At 64.5% G+C, this 16,533-nt stretch carries 16 protein-coding genes and 1 tRNA gene; 10 read left to right on the top strand and 7 right to left on the bottom strand.

What is annotated here, in order from left to right:
* Positions 1–81 precede the first annotated feature (81 nt).
* From ACQR1H_RS26490 to ACQR1H_RS26470, 5 genes are all read left to right on the top strand, one after another.
* Positions 82–1,101, top strand: a complete 1,020-nt coding sequence (locus ACQR1H_RS26490) for a helix-turn-helix domain-containing protein (protein ID WP_316179119.1) — start codon at positions 82–84, stop codon at positions 1,099–1,101.
* Positions 1,098–1,310, top strand: coding sequence for a hypothetical protein (locus ACQR1H_RS26485; RefSeq protein ID WP_316179121.1), 213 nt, complete (start codon positions 1,098–1,100; stop codon positions 1,308–1,310). Before ACQR1H_RS26490 ends, ACQR1H_RS26485 begins: the two co-directional genes overlap by 4 nt.
* Before the next feature lie 116 nt (positions 1,311–1,426).
* Positions 1,427–2,527, top strand: a complete 1,101-nt coding sequence (locus ACQR1H_RS26480) for an HlyD family secretion protein (protein ID WP_410053158.1) — start codon at positions 1,427–1,429, stop codon at positions 2,525–2,527.
* Positions 2,528–2,535: 8 nt separating this feature from the next.
* The gene (rbbA, locus tag ACQR1H_RS26475) at positions 2,536–5,283 is read left to right on the top strand and encodes a ribosome-associated ATPase/putative transporter RbbA (protein WP_434908443.1); all 2,748 of its coding nucleotides are present in this window, start codon (positions 2,536–2,538) and stop codon (positions 5,281–5,283) included.
* A 3-nt stretch (positions 5,284–5,286) separates the two neighbouring features.
* Positions 5,287–6,411, top strand: coding sequence for an ABC transporter permease (locus tag ACQR1H_RS26470; protein WP_434839951.1), 1,125 nt, complete (start codon positions 5,287–5,289; stop codon positions 6,409–6,411).
* A gap of 82 nt (positions 6,412–6,493) precedes the next feature.
* Here ACQR1H_RS26470 and ACQR1H_RS26465 read toward each other — a convergent pair whose 3' ends face one another.
* Positions 6,494–7,315 carry an outer membrane protein gene (locus ACQR1H_RS26465; RefSeq protein WP_315803865.1) on the bottom strand — a complete coding sequence of 274 codons (822 nt, stop codon included), beginning with the start codon at positions 7,313–7,315 and terminating at the stop codon, positions 6,494–6,496.
* A gap of 342 nt (positions 7,316–7,657) precedes the next feature.
* On the opposite strand from ACQR1H_RS26465, the gene ACQR1H_RS26460 reads away from it, so the two are divergent.
* Complete coding sequence (locus tag ACQR1H_RS26460; RefSeq protein WP_434839950.1) at positions 7,658–7,927, top strand: hypothetical protein; 270 nt, start codon at positions 7,658–7,660, stop codon at positions 7,925–7,927.
* Between the two features lie 60 nt (positions 7,928–7,987).
* Here ACQR1H_RS26460 and ACQR1H_RS26455 read toward each other — a convergent pair whose 3' ends face one another.
* Together ACQR1H_RS26455 and ACQR1H_RS26450 are read right to left on the bottom strand one after the other, a co-directional pair.
* The gene (locus ACQR1H_RS26455) at positions 7,988–8,548 is read right to left on the bottom strand and encodes a hypothetical protein (RefSeq protein ID WP_434839949.1); all 561 of its coding nucleotides are present in this window, start codon (positions 8,546–8,548) and stop codon (positions 7,988–7,990) included.
* A gap of 95 nt (positions 8,549–8,643) precedes the next feature.
* Complete coding sequence (locus tag ACQR1H_RS26450) at positions 8,644–10,233, bottom strand: ATP-binding protein (RefSeq protein ID WP_434908421.1); 1,590 nt, start codon at positions 10,231–10,233, stop codon at positions 8,644–8,646.
* 271 nt (positions 10,234–10,504) lie between these two features.
* Between ACQR1H_RS26450 and ACQR1H_RS26445 the strand changes: the two genes are divergently transcribed.
* From ACQR1H_RS26445 to ACQR1H_RS26430, 4 genes are all read left to right on the top strand, one after another.
* On the top strand, positions 10,505–10,966 hold the full coding sequence (locus ACQR1H_RS26445) for a DUF1348 family protein (RefSeq protein ID WP_434847456.1): 462 nt from the start codon (positions 10,505–10,507) through the stop codon (positions 10,964–10,966).
* A gap of 13 nt (positions 10,967–10,979) precedes the next feature.
* A complete protein-coding gene (locus tag ACQR1H_RS26440; RefSeq protein WP_315803860.1) occupies positions 10,980–11,543 on the top strand; it encodes a TetR/AcrR family transcriptional regulator in 564 nt (187 codons plus the stop codon).
* Positions 11,544–11,675: 132 nt separating this feature from the next.
* A complete protein-coding gene (locus ACQR1H_RS26435; protein ID WP_434889659.1) occupies positions 11,676–12,689 on the top strand; it encodes a formamidase in 1,014 nt (337 codons plus the stop codon).
* Between the two features lie 96 nt (positions 12,690–12,785).
* The gene (locus ACQR1H_RS26430; protein WP_434889660.1) at positions 12,786–13,982 is read left to right on the top strand and encodes an acyl-CoA dehydrogenase family protein; all 1,197 of its coding nucleotides are present in this window, start codon (positions 12,786–12,788) and stop codon (positions 13,980–13,982) included.
* A gap of 79 nt (positions 13,983–14,061) precedes the next feature.
* Here ACQR1H_RS26430 and ACQR1H_RS26425 read toward each other — a convergent pair whose 3' ends face one another.
* The 4 genes from ACQR1H_RS26425 to ACQR1H_RS26410 all read right to left on the bottom strand — a co-directional run bounded on the left by ACQR1H_RS26425 (position 14,062) and on the right by ACQR1H_RS26410 (position 16,442).
* Positions 14,062–14,901, bottom strand: coding sequence for a DUF3037 domain-containing protein (locus ACQR1H_RS26425; RefSeq protein ID WP_434889661.1), 840 nt, complete (start codon positions 14,899–14,901; stop codon positions 14,062–14,064).
* Positions 14,898–15,635 (bottom strand): HipA family kinase, encoded by a 738-nt coding sequence (locus tag ACQR1H_RS26420; RefSeq protein WP_434908420.1) that lies wholly within the window; start codon positions 15,633–15,635, stop codon positions 14,898–14,900. Before ACQR1H_RS26420 ends, ACQR1H_RS26425 begins: the two co-directional genes overlap by 4 nt.
* A gap of 183 nt (positions 15,636–15,818) precedes the next feature.
* Positions 15,819–15,895: transfer RNA gene (locus tag ACQR1H_RS26415), tRNA-Arg, on the bottom strand.
* Positions 15,896–16,037: 142 nt separating this feature from the next.
* The gene (locus tag ACQR1H_RS26410) at positions 16,038–16,442 is read right to left on the bottom strand and encodes a YccF domain-containing protein (protein ID WP_434908419.1); all 405 of its coding nucleotides are present in this window, start codon (positions 16,440–16,442) and stop codon (positions 16,038–16,040) included.
* Positions 16,443–16,533 lie beyond the last annotated feature (91 nt).

Below are 16,533 nucleotides of genomic sequence, written 5' to 3'. Positions count from 1 at the left end.
TGCGGCGATGACGCTATCGATTCCGCCTTGGATGGAGCGCGCGGCTCCAGGTTTCAGTTTCGGATTGTCTCGGGTGATCGCATGTCAGGTTTCAATTCGCGCATCGTCGAATTCTCGACCGACAACATTCCGGAACCGGAGCGCGCGGCGTTCTGGCGCGAGCACTACGGCCAGGTCATGCTGCGTGTCGATTTCGAGCCCGCGCCGGATCTCGCGTTCAAGGCGCGCAATCGGGCCCTGACCCTGCCGGGGCTGCAACTGCTCGATGCCTGGGCCACGCCGGCGCGCATCTCGCGGTCCGGCCGCTATCTTGCCGACGGTGCGGACAATGTGATCCTCGCGATCAATCGCCAGGGAACAGCGTTCGTCGAGTCCGCCGGGCAGATCCGCGAGCTGCGCGAAGGCGAGGCGGCGATCCTCAGCGGCGCCGATGCGAGCGCGTTCCATCGCACCAGCAATGGTCGATCGTTCACGCTGCTGATGCCGCGCGTGATGGTCGAAGCCGCGGATGTCAGCATCGCGGATGCCTTGATGCGGCCGATGCCGGTCGATCGCGGCGCATTGCAGCTGCTCGACCACTATGCGGGCTGGCTCATGGCCAGCAGCGGCGCGATCGATGCGCAACTGCTCAATCTGTCGGTACGCCACGTCCAGGACCTGCTCGCGCTGTCGATCGGGCCGGCCGCCGACCTGGCCGAGACGATGCGCGCGAGAGGATTGCGCGCGGCGCGGCTGAAGCTCGCAAAATCGTTCCTCATCGCCAACAGCCGGCGCCGCGACATGTCGGTGGCGACGATCGCGGCGAAATTGAACGTCACGCCACGCTACGTGCAGCGCCTGTTCGAGATCGACGGCACCACCTTCTCCGCGTTCCTGTCCGGCGTGCGGCTTGCGAACGCGCATCGCATGCTCTGCGACCCGGCCCATGGCCAGCTTGCGATTGCCAGCATCGCCTATGATGTCGGCTTCGGCGATCTCTCGCACTTCAATCGCTCGTTCCGACGCCAGTACGGGCTGACCCCGCGGGAGGTCCGGGGCGATTGCGGAGGCAGCCGCGGGCAGCCGACCGCGCGCGTGTCCTTAACGGGGAGCACGCCATGACGTCCAAGACGATCGTGTTGAGGATCCTCGATGGCATCTTCGTCGCGGCAACCGGCCTTCTCCTGCTCATGCTCGCCGGTCTGCCGATCGAGTGGATGCTCGTCCTGCTCGATATGTCGCCACGCGAATTCCAGGCGTTCGCCTTGTTCGTCATCTTCAGCAGTCTGCTGCTGATCCATGCCATCGCGACGTCGGATTCCGCGCCGTAACCCAAACGTGATCACAGGCTTCGGCGGCATGCGCGGGGCTGGTTGAGCTGTGTCAACGGATTCTCCCGCGCCTATGGCAAACGAGCGCCATGCTTCAGCGGAGAAGGTTTTTCGGAATGGATCCACAGGACACGCAACTCGCCGGCGACGAACGGCCCGTTCAGCGCGTCCGTGCTGAAACCGCAGCCGTCGTTCCCACGCCGGCGATGCCGGTTCCTGTGTCCCATCAGCCGCGGCGCAGGTGGGCAGTGTGGCCGCTTCTCGTGCTCCTCCTTGCCGTCGGGGCGGCCGGTGGTGGCGGCTACGTCTGGTGGCAGCGGCTGCATCCGCCGCTGCCCCTCGGCATCAGCGTCAGCAATGGCCGCATCGAGGCTGACGAGATCGACATCGCGACCAAATATGCCGGCCGTGTCGCCGAGCTGCGCGCCGATATCGGCGATCGCGTCGAGGCCGGGCAGATCGTGGCGCGGATGGACACGAAGGAGCTGCAGCAGTCGCTGTCGAAGGCGCAGGCCCAGGCCGAGCAGGCGCAGCACGTGGTCGATCAGGCCCGTGCCAATCTCGCGCAACTGCAGGCGCAGAAGACGCTCGCCGAGCAGGAGATGGAGCGCACCCGCAGCCTGCTGCAGAGCGGCTGGACCACACGGGAGCTGGCCGATCAGCGCCAGCAGGCGCTCGACACTGCGACCGCCGGCCTTGCCGGCGCGCAGGCGCGGATTTTCGAAGCCGAACGCGGGCTCGAAGCGGTCCGTCACGACGTCGCGCTCTACACCGTTCAGATCGCCGACAACTCACTGATCGCGCCAAAGCCCGGCCGCATTCAATATCGTCTCGCCAATGTCGGCGAAGTCCTCGCCGCGGGCGGCAAGATCTTCACCATGCTCGACATCGGTTATGTCTACATGGACGTGTTCCTGCCGACCGAGGAGGTCGGCAAGGTCAAGATCGGCACCGACGCGCGGATCGTGCTCGATGCCTATCCGGATCGTCCGATCCCGGCGAAAGTGTCGTTCGTGGCGAGCCAGGCGCAGTTCACGCCGAAGACCGTCGAGACCCGCAGCGAGCGCGACAAGCTGATGTTTCGCATCCGCGTGCGCGTCGATCCGGACAGGCTGGCCGCGCATGCCGATGCCGTGAGGAGCGGATTGCCGGGCGTGGCGTATGTCAGGTGGAATTCCGACGTCGCATGGCCGGCGCGCCTGCAAGCAGCGCCATGATGGCCGACATGATCGGCGATGCGTCTCCGGTCGCGATGGTCAGGGACGTCTCGCAGCGCTATCGCGACGTGGTCGCGCTCGACAACGTCTCGATCGACATTCCCGCAGGCCGCGTGGTCGGTCTCATCGGCCCGGACGGCGTCGGCAAGTCGTCGCTGCTGTCGATCCTGGCTGGCGCGCGTGCGATCCAGGCCGGACAGGCGCGCGTGCTTGGGGCCGACATGGCCGACCGGCGCGCCCGCACGCAAGTGTGTCCGCGGATCGCCTACATGCCGCAGGGCCTCGGCAAGAATCTCTACCCCGATCTCAGCGTGCGCGAGAATATCGCGTTCTTCGCCCGGCTGTTCGGCCAGTCGCGGTCCGAGCGCGACTGGCGCATCGCCGAACTGATGGAGGCGACGGCGCTGTCCGATTTCGCCGACCGGCCGGCGAAAAAGCTGTCCGGCGGCATGAAGCAGAAGCTCGGCCTGTGCTGCTCGCTGATCCATGATCCCGATCTTCTCATCCTCGACGAGCCGACTACCGGCGTCGATCCGCTGTCGCGGCGGCAGTTCTGGGACCTGATCGACCGCCTGCGCGCGCGCAGCGCGGCGGGCATGAGCGTGATCGTCGCCACCGCCTATATGGAGGAGGCCGAGCGTTTCGACTGGCTGATCGCGATGAACGACGGGCGCATCCTCGCGACCGGTACGCCGGCCGAGCTCAAGGCGCAGACGCAGGCCGCCTCGATCGAGGATGCGTTCGTCGCGCTGCTGCCCGACCGCTCGGCGCGCGACCGCGCCGAGATGCCGGCCAAGACCGGGCTCGACGGCAGCCACGAGACCGTGATCGTCGCGCGCGACCTGACCTGCCGCTTCGGCGATTTCACCGCGGTCGACGGCGTCAACTTCCAGATCCGCAAGGGCGAGATCTTCGGCTTCGTCGGCTCCAACGGCTGCGGCAAGACCACGACGATGAAGATGCTGACCGGGCTGCTGCCGCCGACCGAAGGCGAGGCGCTGATCTTCGGCCGCTCCATGGAGGCCGGCAATCATGAATCACGCAGCCGGGTCGGCTACATGTCGCAGGCGTTCTCGCTGTATGGCGAGCTCACGGTGCGGCAGAACCTGGTGCTGCATGCGCGGTTGTTTCATCTGCCGCGCGACGCCGCCGAGAAGCGCATTGCCGAGCTGGTCGAGCGCTGCGACCTGACCTATCACATCGACGGCCTCGCGGCCGATCTTCCGCTCGGCATCCGCCAGCGCTTGTCGCTCGCGGTGGCGATCGTCCACAGGCCGGATCTTCTGATCCTCGACGAGCCGACGTCGGGCGTCGATCCGGTGGCGCGCAATCAGTTCTGGCGCCTGCTGATCGAGCTGTCCCGCCGGGACGAGATGACGATCTTCGTCTCGACGCATTTCATGAACGAGGCGGCGCGCTGCGACCGGCTGTCGCTGATGCATGAGGGGCGGGTGCTGGCGACCGACACGCCGGACGGCCTGATCCGCGCCAAGGGCGCGCAGACGCTGGAGCAGGCCTTCATCGCCTTCCTCGAGCAGGACGCTGGTGTCGCCGATCCGCCGGTCACGCTGACCCAGGCGAGGCCCGATCCAAAGCCCGCCGACCGGCCGCGCGAGGAGCGACGGCGGGGCGCCGTCAGCCTGCGGCGGCTGTTGGCCTATACGATCCGCGAAGGTCTCGAGCTGATCCGTGACCCGATCCGTCTGATGTTCGCGCTGTTCGGAACGGCGTTCCTGATGATCGTGATCGGCTTCGGCATCTCCACGGACGTCAACAACCTGACCTTCGCCGCGCTCGACCGAGACCAGTCGCCCGAGAGCCGCGCCTATCTCGCGGAGCTCAGAGGCTCGCGCTACTTCGTCGAGCGGCCGCCGCTCGCCGACTACGCCGAGCTCGAGCGGCGGATGAAGAGCGGCGACATCAAGGCCTCGATCGAAATCCCGCCGAACTTCGGCGTCGACATCAAGCGCGGCCGGCCGGCGTTCGTGTCGGCCTGGATCGACGGCGCGATGCCGTTCCGCGCCGAGACCATCCGGGGCTATCTCGAAGGCACGCATCAGCTCTATCTCTCCGATCCCGCCGTCAAGACGACGCAGCCATTGCCGGCCTCGCCGGTCAATGTCGAGATCAGGTTCAAGTACAACCAGGCGTTCGACAGCATCTACGCCATGGCTCCGAGCACGATCGCGCTGCTGCTCGCGCTGTTTCCGGCGATCCTGATGGCACTCGCGGTGGTCCGCGAGAAGGAGCTGGGGTCGATCACCAATCTCTATGTCACGCCGGTGACGCGGCTTGAATTCCTGCTCGGCAAGCAGCTGCCGTACATCGCCGTCGCGCTGGTGAACTTCGTGCTGATGTATGTGATGGCGATGGTCTTGTTCCGCGTCCCGCTCAAGGGCGCGTTTCTACCGCTGATGGTCGGCACCTTGGTCTATGTCGTCACCACGACCGGCTTCGGCATGCTGATCTCGACCTTTTGCCGGACCCAGATCGCGGCGCTGTTCGGCACCGCGATCCTCACCGTGCTGCCGGCGACGCAGTTCTCGGGCATGCTGGTCCCGGTGTCGTCGCTGTCCGGCGTGGCCAAGCTGATCGGCATGGTGTTCCCGATGACCTACTACCGCCCGATTGCGGTCGGCACCTTCACCAAGGGACTTGGCTTCGCCGATGTCGGCGCCGATATCCTGATCCTCTTGATCTTCATTCCCGTCCTGACAGGGTTCAGCCTGGCGATGCTGCCGAAGCAAGAGGCCTGAGCGATGATGCGCTCGCTCTCCAACGTGTTCTGGCTCGGAACCAAGGAGCTGCGCAGCCTGTTCGGCGACGCCGTGCTGATCGGGCTCGTGATCTATTCGTTTACGGTGGCGGTGATCAGCCAGGCGCAGAGCAGCTCGCAGGAGCTGCATCGCGCCTCGATCGCCGTCGTCGACGAGGACAGCTCCGAGCTGTCGCGTCGGATCGCCAGCGTATTCCAGCTGCCTTACTTCCAGCCGCCGGTCTACATCAGCCAGAGCGAGGTGGAGCGGCTGATGAACAACGGCCGCTTCACCTTCGTGCTCGACATCCCGCCGAATTTCCAGCGCGACGTCCTGGCGGGCCGCAAGCCCTCGGTGCAAGTGAACGTCGACGCGACCGCGATGATCCAGGCGGGGATCGGCTCCGGCTATGCGCTGCAGATCATCAACACCGAGGTTGCCTGGTTCGTGGCCCGCTCGGAGACGTCCTCGTCCTCGCCGGTCAACCTGGTGACGCGGATCGCGTTCAATCCCAACGTCACCACCGCCTGGTTCGAAGGCGTGATGGGCATCATCAACAGCGTCACCATGCTCGCGATCATCCTGGCCGGCGCGGCGCTGGTGCGCGAGCGCGAGCATGGCACCATGGACCATCTTCTGGTCATGCCGCTGTCGCCATTGGAGATCGCGATGTCGAAGATCTGGGCCAATGCGCTGGTGATCGCCGTCGCCGTCGCCATCGCGCTCTACGCCGTCGTGCGCTGGTATCTGCGCGTGCCGATCATGGGCTCGATCCCGCTGTTCATGGTGGGCACCGTGCTCTATCTGTTCTTCGCGACCGCCGTCGGGTTGTTTCTCGGCACCATCGCGCGATCGATGCCGCAGCTTGGCCTGCTCTATATCCTCGTCGCCGTGCCGATGAACCTGTTGTCGGGCGGGATGACGCCGGTGGAAAGCCAGCCGGTGTGGCTTGCCACCATCATGAAGGCGTCGCCATCGACCCATTTCGTGTCGTTCGCCCAGTCGATCCTCTACCGCGGTGCCGGCCTCGATGTGGTGTGGCCGCAATTCGTCGCGGTGGCGGCCATCGGCGCGGTGGTCCTGGCGTTGACCTTGCGCCGCTTCCGGGCGGCGATCGCGGCGGCCTGAGCCCGCCCTCGACCCCAACAAAAAAGCCTCGGCACTGCGGCCGAGGCTTTCCCTTGAATGGCGTCGGTATGGATGACGGCGATCAGTAGCGCGCGGCCGCCGGGCCACCAAACTTGTAGTTCACGCCGACCCGGACCGTGTGGAATGAGAAGTCCTGCGACAGGCGCTCGACGTAGTTCGAGCCGGGCGGGGCGAATGTGCTGCCCGGGACGTAGGCCGAGGTGTAGTTGATGCTGCCGAGGTCGGTGTAGAGATATTCCGCCTTGACCGTCCAGTTCGGCGCGAACGCATGCTCGACGCCGGCGCCGACCGTCCAGCCGACCCGCGTCTCGTTGGCAGAGGCGGTCTTTGTGTAGCCATTCGCCGAGGTCAGATCCCAGCTGCCCTTGACATTGCCGACGGCGAGACCGCCAGTGACGTAGAACAGCGTCGTATCGACCGCGTAACCGGCGCGGCCGCGCAGGGTCATGAACCAGTCGTTCCGGATGCTCTCGTTGAAGGTGCGGGTCGTGGGCGGGTTGGCCGCCGTGTAGACCGTCCGCTTGTTGAGGTCAGATCCGTTGATGTCGGCCTCGATGCCGAAGACGCCGGCGCCGCTCTGCCAGTTGTAGCCGGCCTGCAGACCGCCGAGCACGCCAGCCGGATTGAGCCGGTTGTTGCTGATGTTGACGAACTGATTCTGGAAGGCGGCGCCCTCGACCGCCCAGCTGCTGGTCTGGTCCAGCGTCGTGTTCAAGTTCGACCGGCCCCAGCCATAGCCGACGCTGCCGCCGAAGTAGAAGCCGGTCCAATTGTAGATCACGGCCGGGGGAGGCGCCTTGGTGTAGCGGGCCGGCAGATCCGCGGCGAATGCGCCGAGCGAGCTGGCGAGGAGCAAAGAGACGGCGGAGGCAAGGGTTTTCATCGGTCACAATCCTCAATGAATATCAGCAACATTGAGACAAGGATTTCTCACAATTCGGCCTATTAGGCTGTAGTTCAACTACAACACTCGTGAGCGTAAGTATCTGTGACGACGTCACTTTATGCGAGTGCGTCCTTAACCTTAAGTCATTGTAAATTCGAGCGTGCGGCGGGGAGGCGGTCGATCGATACCGTCGTCGATCGACGATCCGGACAATTCGACGCACCGCGTTAGTCAACGATTCGCCAACCATCCGCACGCTCCATCGCGCCCGCTAACGATTTCGCAAAGTGCATGCGTGCACCTTCGGCACGTCCTGGGGGACGGAGAGGGGAGAGCATCATGATGATGAATGGGGAAGCGGTTCTCGAGAACGTGCGGCGCTATCGTACCATCGCCTCCTTGTACCGCCAGACCGCGGCGTTCCGTCCGCATCAGCGCGAGTCACTGCTGGCGCAGGCTGCCGAATGGGAAAGCCGCGCGGTCGCCGAACTCGAGGATTACTTCCTCGCCCGCCATGCACCGTCACAACCGCCGGCGAACTTGAACTTCAATATCAGCCATCATGGGGCCTCCTACAGGTCGTCGCACCGGCAGATGGCCGCGGCGTAGCGCCAGATCACGGCACCGTTTTTTCGCTGCGCTCATCCGGATGGCGCCTTATGCTGCATCTCACTCCGGTGCCATGCGCGCTGCAGCGAGCACGCCGATCAGGGCGGACAGCGCGCCCACGCTCATCGCGTTGATTGCGATCAGCGAGGCGTAGTTGAGATCCACGACGCTCATCACCGGCTCGCCGAGCCGGGAATCGATCAGCAGATAGCAAACGAACGGCAACGCGAGCAGCGGCAAGGACCGCAGGCGCTCCGTGGGTGCGAACAGCAGCGCGGCCAGCAACACGCAGGGAATGAGAAACAGCTCGACGCCGCTCTGGGCGCCGAACAGCTTGACGCAGAACACGGTGTTGGCAGTTCCGGCGAGCACCATCAGGGCGCGGCCGGCGAACGGCTGGCGCTTCGCGAGCACAGGCACGGTCGCGAACAACGGCGTCGTGAGCAGCGTCAGCCAGGCCGGCCAGGCCGCCCGGCCTACAATGGCGTGGAGATACAGCGGGTAGAACGGCTGGTTGGAGACGATGACGAGCGCCACTTTGGCGGCAATGTCGGAGCGCGCATCATCGGCCGATGCATAGGCCTGCACGGCGGCCAGCCAGCGTCCGAACGTCTTGCCCATTCAAGTCCCTCAATTCTGCAGGCCGTCGCGCGCGCCTCGGCCTTCAAACGCGCCCACGTTCGAGGCGGATCATTCGCCTCGGGAATGGAGGCTGGTCACGCGTTCAACGCGGTGCGGATCATGCGGGCAAGGTCGGCGCTCTGATAGGGCTTGGTGAGCAGCAGCACGCCGGCATCGAGGCGGCCGTGATGGACGATGGCGTTCTCCGTATAGCCCGACGTGTAGAGCACCTTGAGGTTCGGGCGCCGCTTCAGCGCCTCGATCGCGAGCTGGCGACCATTCATGCCGCCGGGCATGATGATGTCGGTGAACAGCAGGTCGATGCGGGGGTGACGGTCGATCAGCGCCAGCGCCTCGTCGGCCTTGCTGGCGGCGAGCGTCGTGTAGCCGAGCCGCTTGATCTGGGCGATGACATATTCGCGCACCAGCGAATCGTCTTCCACGATCAGGATCGTCTCGTCGCCGCGCTCCATGCCCTCGGCGCTGATGGTCGACAGTGCCGCGTCGGCGTCGGCATTGGCCTGCGGCAGGTACAGCTTGACCGAGGTGCCGTGCCCCGGCTCGCTGTAGATCTTGATGTGCCCGTTGGATTGCTTGACGAAGCCGTAGACCATGCTGAGGCCGAGGCCGACGCCCTTGCCGACGTCCTTGGTGGTGAAGAACGGCTCGAAAACCTTGTCGAGCAGATTGGCGGGAATGCCTTCGCCGGTGTCGCTGACCGCGATCATCACGTAGTTGCCGGGGATCACCTCAGGGTTCATGCGCGCATAGGCGGCGTCGAGCAGGACGTTCTTGGTTTCCAGGGTCAGCTTGCCGCCGTTCGGCATGGCGTCTCGCGCGTTGAGCGCGAGGTTCAGGATCGCGGTCGACAGCTGGCTGGGGTCGATCATGGCCGGCGCCGAATCGTGCGCCAGCATGGATTCGATCTCGATCTGCTCGCCCAGCGTCCGGCGCAGCAGGCGCGCGGTGTCGACGACCATGCCGTTGATGTCGACGCTGCGCGGCTGCAGCGGCTGGCGGCGGGCGAAGGCCAGCAGGTGTTTGGTCAGGTCGGCACCGCGCGCTGCGGCCGAGTTGATCAGGCTGGTGATCTGCACCAGCTGCGGACTGTCCTTCACCGCCTCGGCCAGGATCTCGATGGTGCCCGTGATCACGGTGAGGATGTTGTTGAAGTCGTGCGCGACGCCACCGGTGAGCTGGCCGATCGCCTCCATCTTCTGCGCCTGCCGCACCTGCGCCTCGGTGGCCTCGATCTCCTGGAAGCGCCTGACCATGGCTTCCGCGCTGCGCCGCTGCCGCGTCTCCTCCTCGAGCTGCGCATAGGCGTTCCGCAGCTCGGCCCGCGACGGCATGGTCAGGACCCGCGGCAGCATCACCAGCAGCGCCGCGGCGATGCCGACGGACATGAAGGCCAGGAAGCCCTTGGTGGCCGCCTCCAGGCTGTAGGCCGGAACCCAGATGGTGAGGACCTCGATCAGCCGTGTCATCCCGCAGACGGACACCCACAGCGCGAAGGCCCAGAAAATGTAGCTGAACTGAAAGTCGCGGCGGCGGTAGACGATGAAGGCGAGTACGAACGCAATCGTGAAGAAGGCAAAGGAGATGAGGATATCGGAGATCGCGTTGACCCAGATCAGCTCAGGTGTCCACAGCAGGCACTCGCCATGCGGCGTGAGCATCGACATGTCCGATTCCCCAAAACGTGTAGCCGACGGACCGTGTCGCCCCCGCGGCTCGGTCGGTTCCCTTAGCAGATCATCGAATTTCCGTTGAGCACACAAGGGTACTGACTGTCGCGATGCGCATATCGGTAGATTGGCACCGCAGGCATCTGGCATTCCGAACCCGAGCGGTCATCCGCCCTGTGGCTCTGCAGCACATTGCTCAACGCAGCTGGCTTGACGTCGTGTAACATTCGGTACAATACATTCCGATTGGTACAAATGGAGATGTCAGATGAGCGTTCTTGCCCCGCCGTTCACGTTGCAGACGGCCACCCAGAAGGTGCGCATGGCCGAGGATGGCTGGAACAGCCGCGACCCCGAGCGGGTGTCGCTGGTCTACACGCCCGACAGCCGGTGGCGGAATCGCGCAGAGTTCATCACCGGCCGCGCCGAGATCGTCGCCTTCCTCACCCGCAAATGGGCCAAGGAGCTCGACTACCGCCTGATCAAGGAGATCTGGGCCCACAGCGACGACCGGATCGCGGTGCGCTTCGCCTATGAGTGGCACGACGACAGCGGCAACTGGTTTCGCTCCTACGGCAACGAGAACTGGGAGTTCGACGCGCAGGGGCTGATGCAGCGTCGCTACGCCTGCATCAATGACCTGCCGATCAAGGCGGCCGATCGCAAATTCCACTGGCCTCTCGGGCGCCGGCCGGACGATCATCCCGGCCTGACCGAATTGGGACTTTGAAGCAGGGAGAGCCATGCGGACGCTCAACGAGCGCGCCGACGTCGTCCCGCTGATTGCCGAGGTGTTCCGCGAATTCGGCTTCGAGGGCACCTCGCTCAGCCGGATCACCGAGACGACGGGACTGGGCAAAGGCAGCCTCTATCACTTCTTTCCAGGCGGAAAGGACGAGATGGCGCGCGCGGTGCTGGCGCATGTCGACGCCTGGTTCGAGCGCGAGATCTATGCGCCGCTGCGCGATGATCCGCCGGAGCAGTCGATCGCGCGGATGTGGCGCGGCGTCGACGACTACTTCCGTTCCGGCCGCCGCGTCTGCCTGGTCGGGGCGTTCGCGCTCGACGAGACGCGGGATCGCTTCGCCGCCGCCATCGCCAGCTACTTCACGCGCTGGATCGAGGCCTTGCGCGATGCGCTGATCCGCGACGGCTGGCCGGCGGCACAGGCCGCCGACGGCGCCGAGGAGGTGGTGCTCGGCATCCAGGGTGCACTGGTGCTGGCGCGGGCAACCGGTGAGGCGGCCGTTTTCGGCCGCGCGCTGATGCGGTTCCAAGCGCGCCTGCAACGATCTTCCGTCGTCTGACTCTCGAAACGCCGGCGGCCGCTGCCTCCGCAAGCGGCAAATGGCGGGCTGAAATATCGGCGCGCGGCTCTCGTGAAATCGTGGTTGTCTTGGGCGACGTCTCGAGCAGCGGCGACACCAGGGAGGTCCGGCATGAACGGGTTAGGCGGTCTCAATAAATCCGACAACGGCGTGGTCATCGGCCTGGTGCAGCTGCAGCTTCCGGTCGTCGTGACCAAGGACGACCTTGCGCGGCAGACCGAGAAGATCGTCTGGATGGTCGGCAAGGCCCGGCGGAATCTCGGCACCATGGATCTCGTGGTGTTCCCGGAATATTCGCTGCACGGGCTGTCGATGGACACCAATCCCGAGATCATGTGCCGGCTCGACGGGCCGGAGGTCGCCGCGTTCAAGCAGGCCTGCATCGACAACAAGATCTGGGGCTGCTTCTCGATCATGGAACACAACCCCGACGGCAATCCCTATAATTCCGGCCTGATCATCGACGATCACGGCGACATCAAGCTGTATTACCGCAAGCTGCATCCATGGATTCCGGTCGAGCCGTGGGAGCCCGGCGATCTCGGCATCCCCGTGATCGAGGGACCGCGCGGCGCCAAGATCGCGCTGATCATCTGCCATGACGGCATGTTCCCGGAGATGGCGCGGGAATGCGCCTACAAGGGCGCCGAGATCATGATCCGCACGGCCGGCTACACCGCGCCGATCCGCGACAGCTGGCGCTTCACCAACCAGGCCAACGCGTTCCAGAACCTGATGGTGACGGCCAATGTCTGCATGTGCGGCTCCGACGGTTCATTCGATTCGATGGGCGAGGGCATGATCGTCAACTTCGACGGCAGCGTCATCGCGCACGGCACGACGGGGCGCGCCGACGAGATCATCACCGCCGAGGTGCGTCCCGATCTCGTGCGCGAGGCACGCATCAACTGGGGCGTCGAGAACAACATCTATCAGCTCTGGCATCGCGGTTATGTCGCGGTGAAGGGCGGCGCGATGGACTGCCCTTACACCTTCATGCACGACATGGTCGCCGGCACCTACCGGCTGCCGTGGGAGGATCAGGTCAAGGTCACCGACGGCACCTCCTGCGGCTTCCCGGCCCCGACGCGCGCCTTCGGCAAGCTCGGCAGGGCGGCGGAGTGAGCGAATGCGGGCGGCGGGCGCGGCCGCCGCAAGCTTGACAGATCGATCGTCGGCCAATTATTTTATACTTAAAATAATTGACGGACGGGTCTTGTGATGAGTGCATCGGCGAAGGTGATCCCCCGCGACTGGCTCGACTGGCCGTTCTTCGAGCCGCGTCACCGCGCCCTGTGCGACCAGCTCGACCGCTTCGTCGGCTCGGGCGCTCTCGACGACGTCGATCACGGCGATGTCGACACCGCCTGCCGCAAGATCGTGCGCGCGCTTGGTGCCGCAGGCTTGCTCGACAGCGCCGTCGTGGCGCCCGATGCGGATGCCGGCGCGATCGACTCGCGCGCGATCTGCCTGTCGCGCGAGACGCTCGCTTATGCCGACGGTCTGGCCGATTTCGCCTTCGCCATGCAGGGCCTCGGCTCCGGCGCCATCGCGCTCGGCGGCTCGCCGGAGCTGCGCGCCAGTGTCTTGCCGAAGGTGCGCGCCGGCGAATGGCTCGCCGCTTTCGCGTTGTCCGAGAAGGAGGCGGGCTCCGACGTCGCCGCGATGGCCTGCGCGGCGCGGCTGGACGGCGATACCTACGTGCTCGATGGCGAGAAGACCTGGATCTCCAACGGCGGCATCGCCGACGTCTACACGCTGTTCGCCCGCACCGGCGAGGCGCCCGGCGCGCGCGGCATCTCCGCCTTCGTCGTGTTTCCCGATGATCCCGGTTTCTCCGTCGCCGAGCGCATCGAGGTGATCGCACCGCACCCGCTGGCGACGCTCCGCCTGCAGAATTGCCGCATCCAGGCCAGCCGCCGGCTCGGCGCGCCTGGCGGCGGCTTCAAGCTGGCGATGCAGACGCTCGACATCTTCCGCGCCTCGGTGGCGGCTGCCGCCCTCGGCTTCGGCCGCCGCGCGCTCGACGAGGCGCAGGCGCACGCCTCGAGCCGGCAGATGTTCGGCGGCGCGCTGGCCGACCTGCAGATGACGCAGGCCGCGTTCGGCGAGATGGCGACCGATACCGACGCCGCGGCGCTGCTGACCTATCGCGCGGCCTGGCGCCGCGACGTCCAGAACCTGCCGACCACCCGCGAGGCCGCGATGGCCAAGCTCACCGCCACCGAGACCGCGCAACACGTCATCGACCGCGCCCTGCAGATGTTCGGCGGCCGCGGCGTGCGCAAAGGCGAGATCGTGGAGAGCCTCTACCGCGAGATCCGCGCGTTGCGCATCTACGAAGGCGCGACCGAAGTGCAGAAGCTGATCGTCGCGCGCGAATTCCTGAAGGCGCGGGCAGGGCCCGGCCGCCTCTGATCACCGTAGACGAACCGAGACGTTGTTAGATACTTTGTCTCTTGCTGATGTGCAGAGCTTGAGTAGTAGCGCTAACGTTCTATTTTTGCTCGTGCGAATGTACGCGGTCAGCTAATTCTTTGGCGAATGTTTCAACTTCTTCTTCCGGGACAATGGTTGGATGAAGAGGTGCATCAGCAATAAAGGCGACCGCGCGCCGATAAGCAGATTGGAGAGTTGGCTCAGAGGGGCTTCCAACGATGAAATAGGGACGAAATCTCTCGGTTGCAGAGGAGAGGCCCACCATGTGGCCTACCCAGCGCGCGGCCTTCTCCTGAATGCTGTCCACAGTTGCGAGGTCGAACGACAACGGCTGATAGCAATGCCATTGGCCATTCTTCCAAGCGTGCTCAAATTCTACCTCATCTTTCGATGAAGCGATGGTCTTCTTCTCCAGAACGGAAGCCACTTTTAGTTCCATCAGTTTATCGCGAATGGGGCGCCAGATATCGGCGTCAGTCCTTCGAGGAGCGGTCGCGTCTTCGTACTGAGTGACTAGACGGATGAACAGCTTATCCAACGTAGCCTCAGGGCTTTCTGTGGTCCCGGACCCCAAGTCGCTCCAAATCAACGAGCCGTCATCTGGTCCGACAATTTTGGTGGCGAACGAAGCTGCGTTGCTTTCGAGAGAAAATAGGTCGCGGCTTTCCGTCTTCGCTAGCCGCTCAAAGGCCTTTTCGATGCGGGTCAGGTCCTGTCGGAGGGTGGATCCGTCCACATCTGGAAACACCTTCGAGAGTCGGCCGTAGTTCTTTCGGAAGCGCGCACCAAGGAAAGCACTTTCAGGCGAATACAGGATCACGCCCACGTTTAATTGCTCGCCGGCCACCGGATCGTGACGATATCGGAGGATGCTGTACGTATATCGATGTCGTTTCATAGCAGTATCCGCTCAAGTTCAGTCAAGCACGGATCAATTGTCTCGCGTACTCTCCTGATGTGCTGTAGCGCTTCGAGAAGGTACGGTCGAGTAGCGTCCCATTCGACTGGCAGTATAGCGTCGTATTGGGCCAAACGGGCGTCTGAGAGCGCGAGCCAGCTAGCTTTGATTGGAGCGAGGCTTAACGTCTCCCTGCCGATCAAATGGCTCGCAAATATGTGCTCGCTAGGCGCTCCCGAGGCGATCATGCCGGCTACGTTTCCTACTACCCACGGCTGACACCGAGGAAACAACCGCAGCCGATAGGAGAAGCTATTCTCGTGATCGATTAGACGCCACTCCTGATCTTTAACCAGGAGATTTGGATTGCCCGGCCTTCGATCGCTGTTCCCAGTAAAGGCGTCAAAAGCCATTATGGAGACCGCAGTAGCTTCCTGCGCTGACGATATGCGGTCGGTTGCGTTCCAGCCTCTCCATTGCTTGCCGGCATCAAGGCAGGCGAAGGCTAAGGGGCACGATGTCGCCAGGCGAGCTCGGATTGATGGGAGCGGGATTGATGCACAGAATTCTGCCGATAGTTCAACGAAGAACGGCTCTTGCACTGCCAATCCAAGATCGGCTGCAATCAGAGATCCGAGCATCTCGTTCATTAGGGCTTCGGTTCCCAACTCCATCCCTGTTGAGATCTTCATGACGGCCTCGTACTCGGCGCCGTCATCCATCAGGACTGTCACGCGGAGCGGCTCGGTACGGCCGGGCGCGGCCTGGCGGGAGAAGCCGATAGCGGTCCCGCGCCGAATCATCGATCGTCTCTCGCGCTCCGACCTCGAAATCGATCCGTCATAATTCCCACTGCTAGCGCCGTACTTCGATGGCGGTACTGAGCAAGGAAGAAAAGCTTAAGCAGTTGATTTTAATGGCGCACCCGACACGATTCGAACGTGTGACCTTTGCCTTCGGAGGGCAACGCTCTATCCAGCTGAGCTACGGGTGCGTACGGCAAATCGTTTAGCCGATTGCCTGAGCGACGGCAACGGCCTTGGATGCTCCCGGACCGGGCGGACGGCCGCACGCGCCGCGAGGCGGGCGGGCAGTTCGGCCGGGTTGCGCGGCCCGGCCGCTCCTGCCGCCCCGCATTACGCCGGCACGATGGTCTTGCCGATCGGCCACAATGCCAGCCCGGCGAGCTTCAGATGGGCCCAGGCGAAGGGCAGGCCGATGATGCTCACCGCGAGCACGATTGCGGTCAGGAGGTGGCCGAGCGCCAGCCACCAGCCGGCCAGCACGAACCAGATGATGTTGCCGAGCACGCCGAGAACGCCGGTTCCGACGTCCTCCATGCCCGTCACCTCGTCACGGCGAACCGCGCGCGAGCCGAACGGCAGCAGCGTGTAGGCGGCGATGTTGAAGGCGGCGCGGGACCAGGGCAGGCCGACGATCGTGATCGCCATCACGACCGCGGCGACCAGCCAGCCGAACGCCATGTAGGCGCCGCCGCACAGGATCCAGAGGATGTTCAGAAGCATGGAAACCGGCTGCATGACGACCTGCCAACTCCGTTGTTGCCGCTCCGGATATAGGAACGCGACGCCAAGGCCGGTAGCGGGCGGTCGTCGAAATCTGCGTGGCCTC

Origin of the sequence: Bradyrhizobium sp. HKCCYLRH2015 (genome assembly GCF_051168215.1) — a bacterium.
Taxonomy (GTDB): Bacteria; Pseudomonadota; Alphaproteobacteria; order Rhizobiales; family Xanthobacteraceae; genus Bradyrhizobium.
The sequence above is the reverse complement of the archived record's forward strand: the minus strand, read 5'-3'. Positions and strand labels throughout refer to the sequence as shown.

Bases quoted from the DNA above. Each gene is read 5' to 3' on its own strand.
- ACQR1H_RS26410 (WP_434908419.1), bottom strand. From the start codon at position 16,442: ATGCAGCCGGTTTCCATGCTTCTGAACATCCTCTGGATCCTGTGCGGC.
- ACQR1H_RS26465 (WP_315803865.1), bottom strand. From the start codon at position 7,315: ATGAAAACCCTTGCCTCCGCCGTCTCTTTGCTCCTCGCCAGCTCGCTC.
- ACQR1H_RS26455 (WP_434839949.1), bottom strand. From the start codon at position 8,548: ATGGGCAAGACGTTCGGACGCTGGCTGGCCGCCGTGCAGGCCTATGCA.
- ACQR1H_RS26440 (WP_315803860.1), top strand. From the start codon at position 10,980: ATGCGGACGCTCAACGAGCGCGCCGACGTCGTCCCGCTGATTGCCGAG.
- ACQR1H_RS26450 (WP_434908421.1), bottom strand. From the start codon at position 10,233: ATGTCGATGCTCACGCCGCATGGCGAGTGCCTGCTGTGGACACCTGAG.
- ACQR1H_RS26470 (WP_434839951.1), top strand. From the start codon at position 5,287: ATGATGCGCTCGCTCTCCAACGTGTTCTGGCTCGGAACCAAGGAGCTG.
- rbbA (WP_434908443.1), top strand. From the start codon at position 2,536: ATGATCGGCGATGCGTCTCCGGTCGCGATGGTCAGGGACGTCTCGCAG.
- ACQR1H_RS26435 (WP_434889659.1), top strand. From the start codon at position 11,676: ATGAACGGGTTAGGCGGTCTCAATAAATCCGACAACGGCGTGGTCATC.
- ACQR1H_RS26425 (WP_434889661.1), bottom strand. From the start codon at position 14,901: ATGAAACGACATCGATATACGTACAGCATCCTCCGATATCGTCACGAT.
- ACQR1H_RS26445 (WP_434847456.1), top strand. From the start codon at position 10,505: ATGAGCGTTCTTGCCCCGCCGTTCACGTTGCAGACGGCCACCCAGAAG.
- ACQR1H_RS26460 (WP_434839950.1), top strand. From the start codon at position 7,658: ATGATGATGAATGGGGAAGCGGTTCTCGAGAACGTGCGGCGCTATCGT.
- ACQR1H_RS26430 (WP_434889660.1), top strand. From the start codon at position 12,786: ATGAGTGCATCGGCGAAGGTGATCCCCCGCGACTGGCTCGACTGGCCG.
- ACQR1H_RS26490 (WP_316179119.1), top strand. From the start codon at position 82: ATGTCAGGTTTCAATTCGCGCATCGTCGAATTCTCGACCGACAACATT.
- ACQR1H_RS26480 (WP_410053158.1), top strand. From the start codon at position 1,427: ATGGATCCACAGGACACGCAACTCGCCGGCGACGAACGGCCCGTTCAG.
- ACQR1H_RS26485 (WP_316179121.1), top strand. From the start codon at position 1,098: ATGACGTCCAAGACGATCGTGTTGAGGATCCTCGATGGCATCTTCGTC.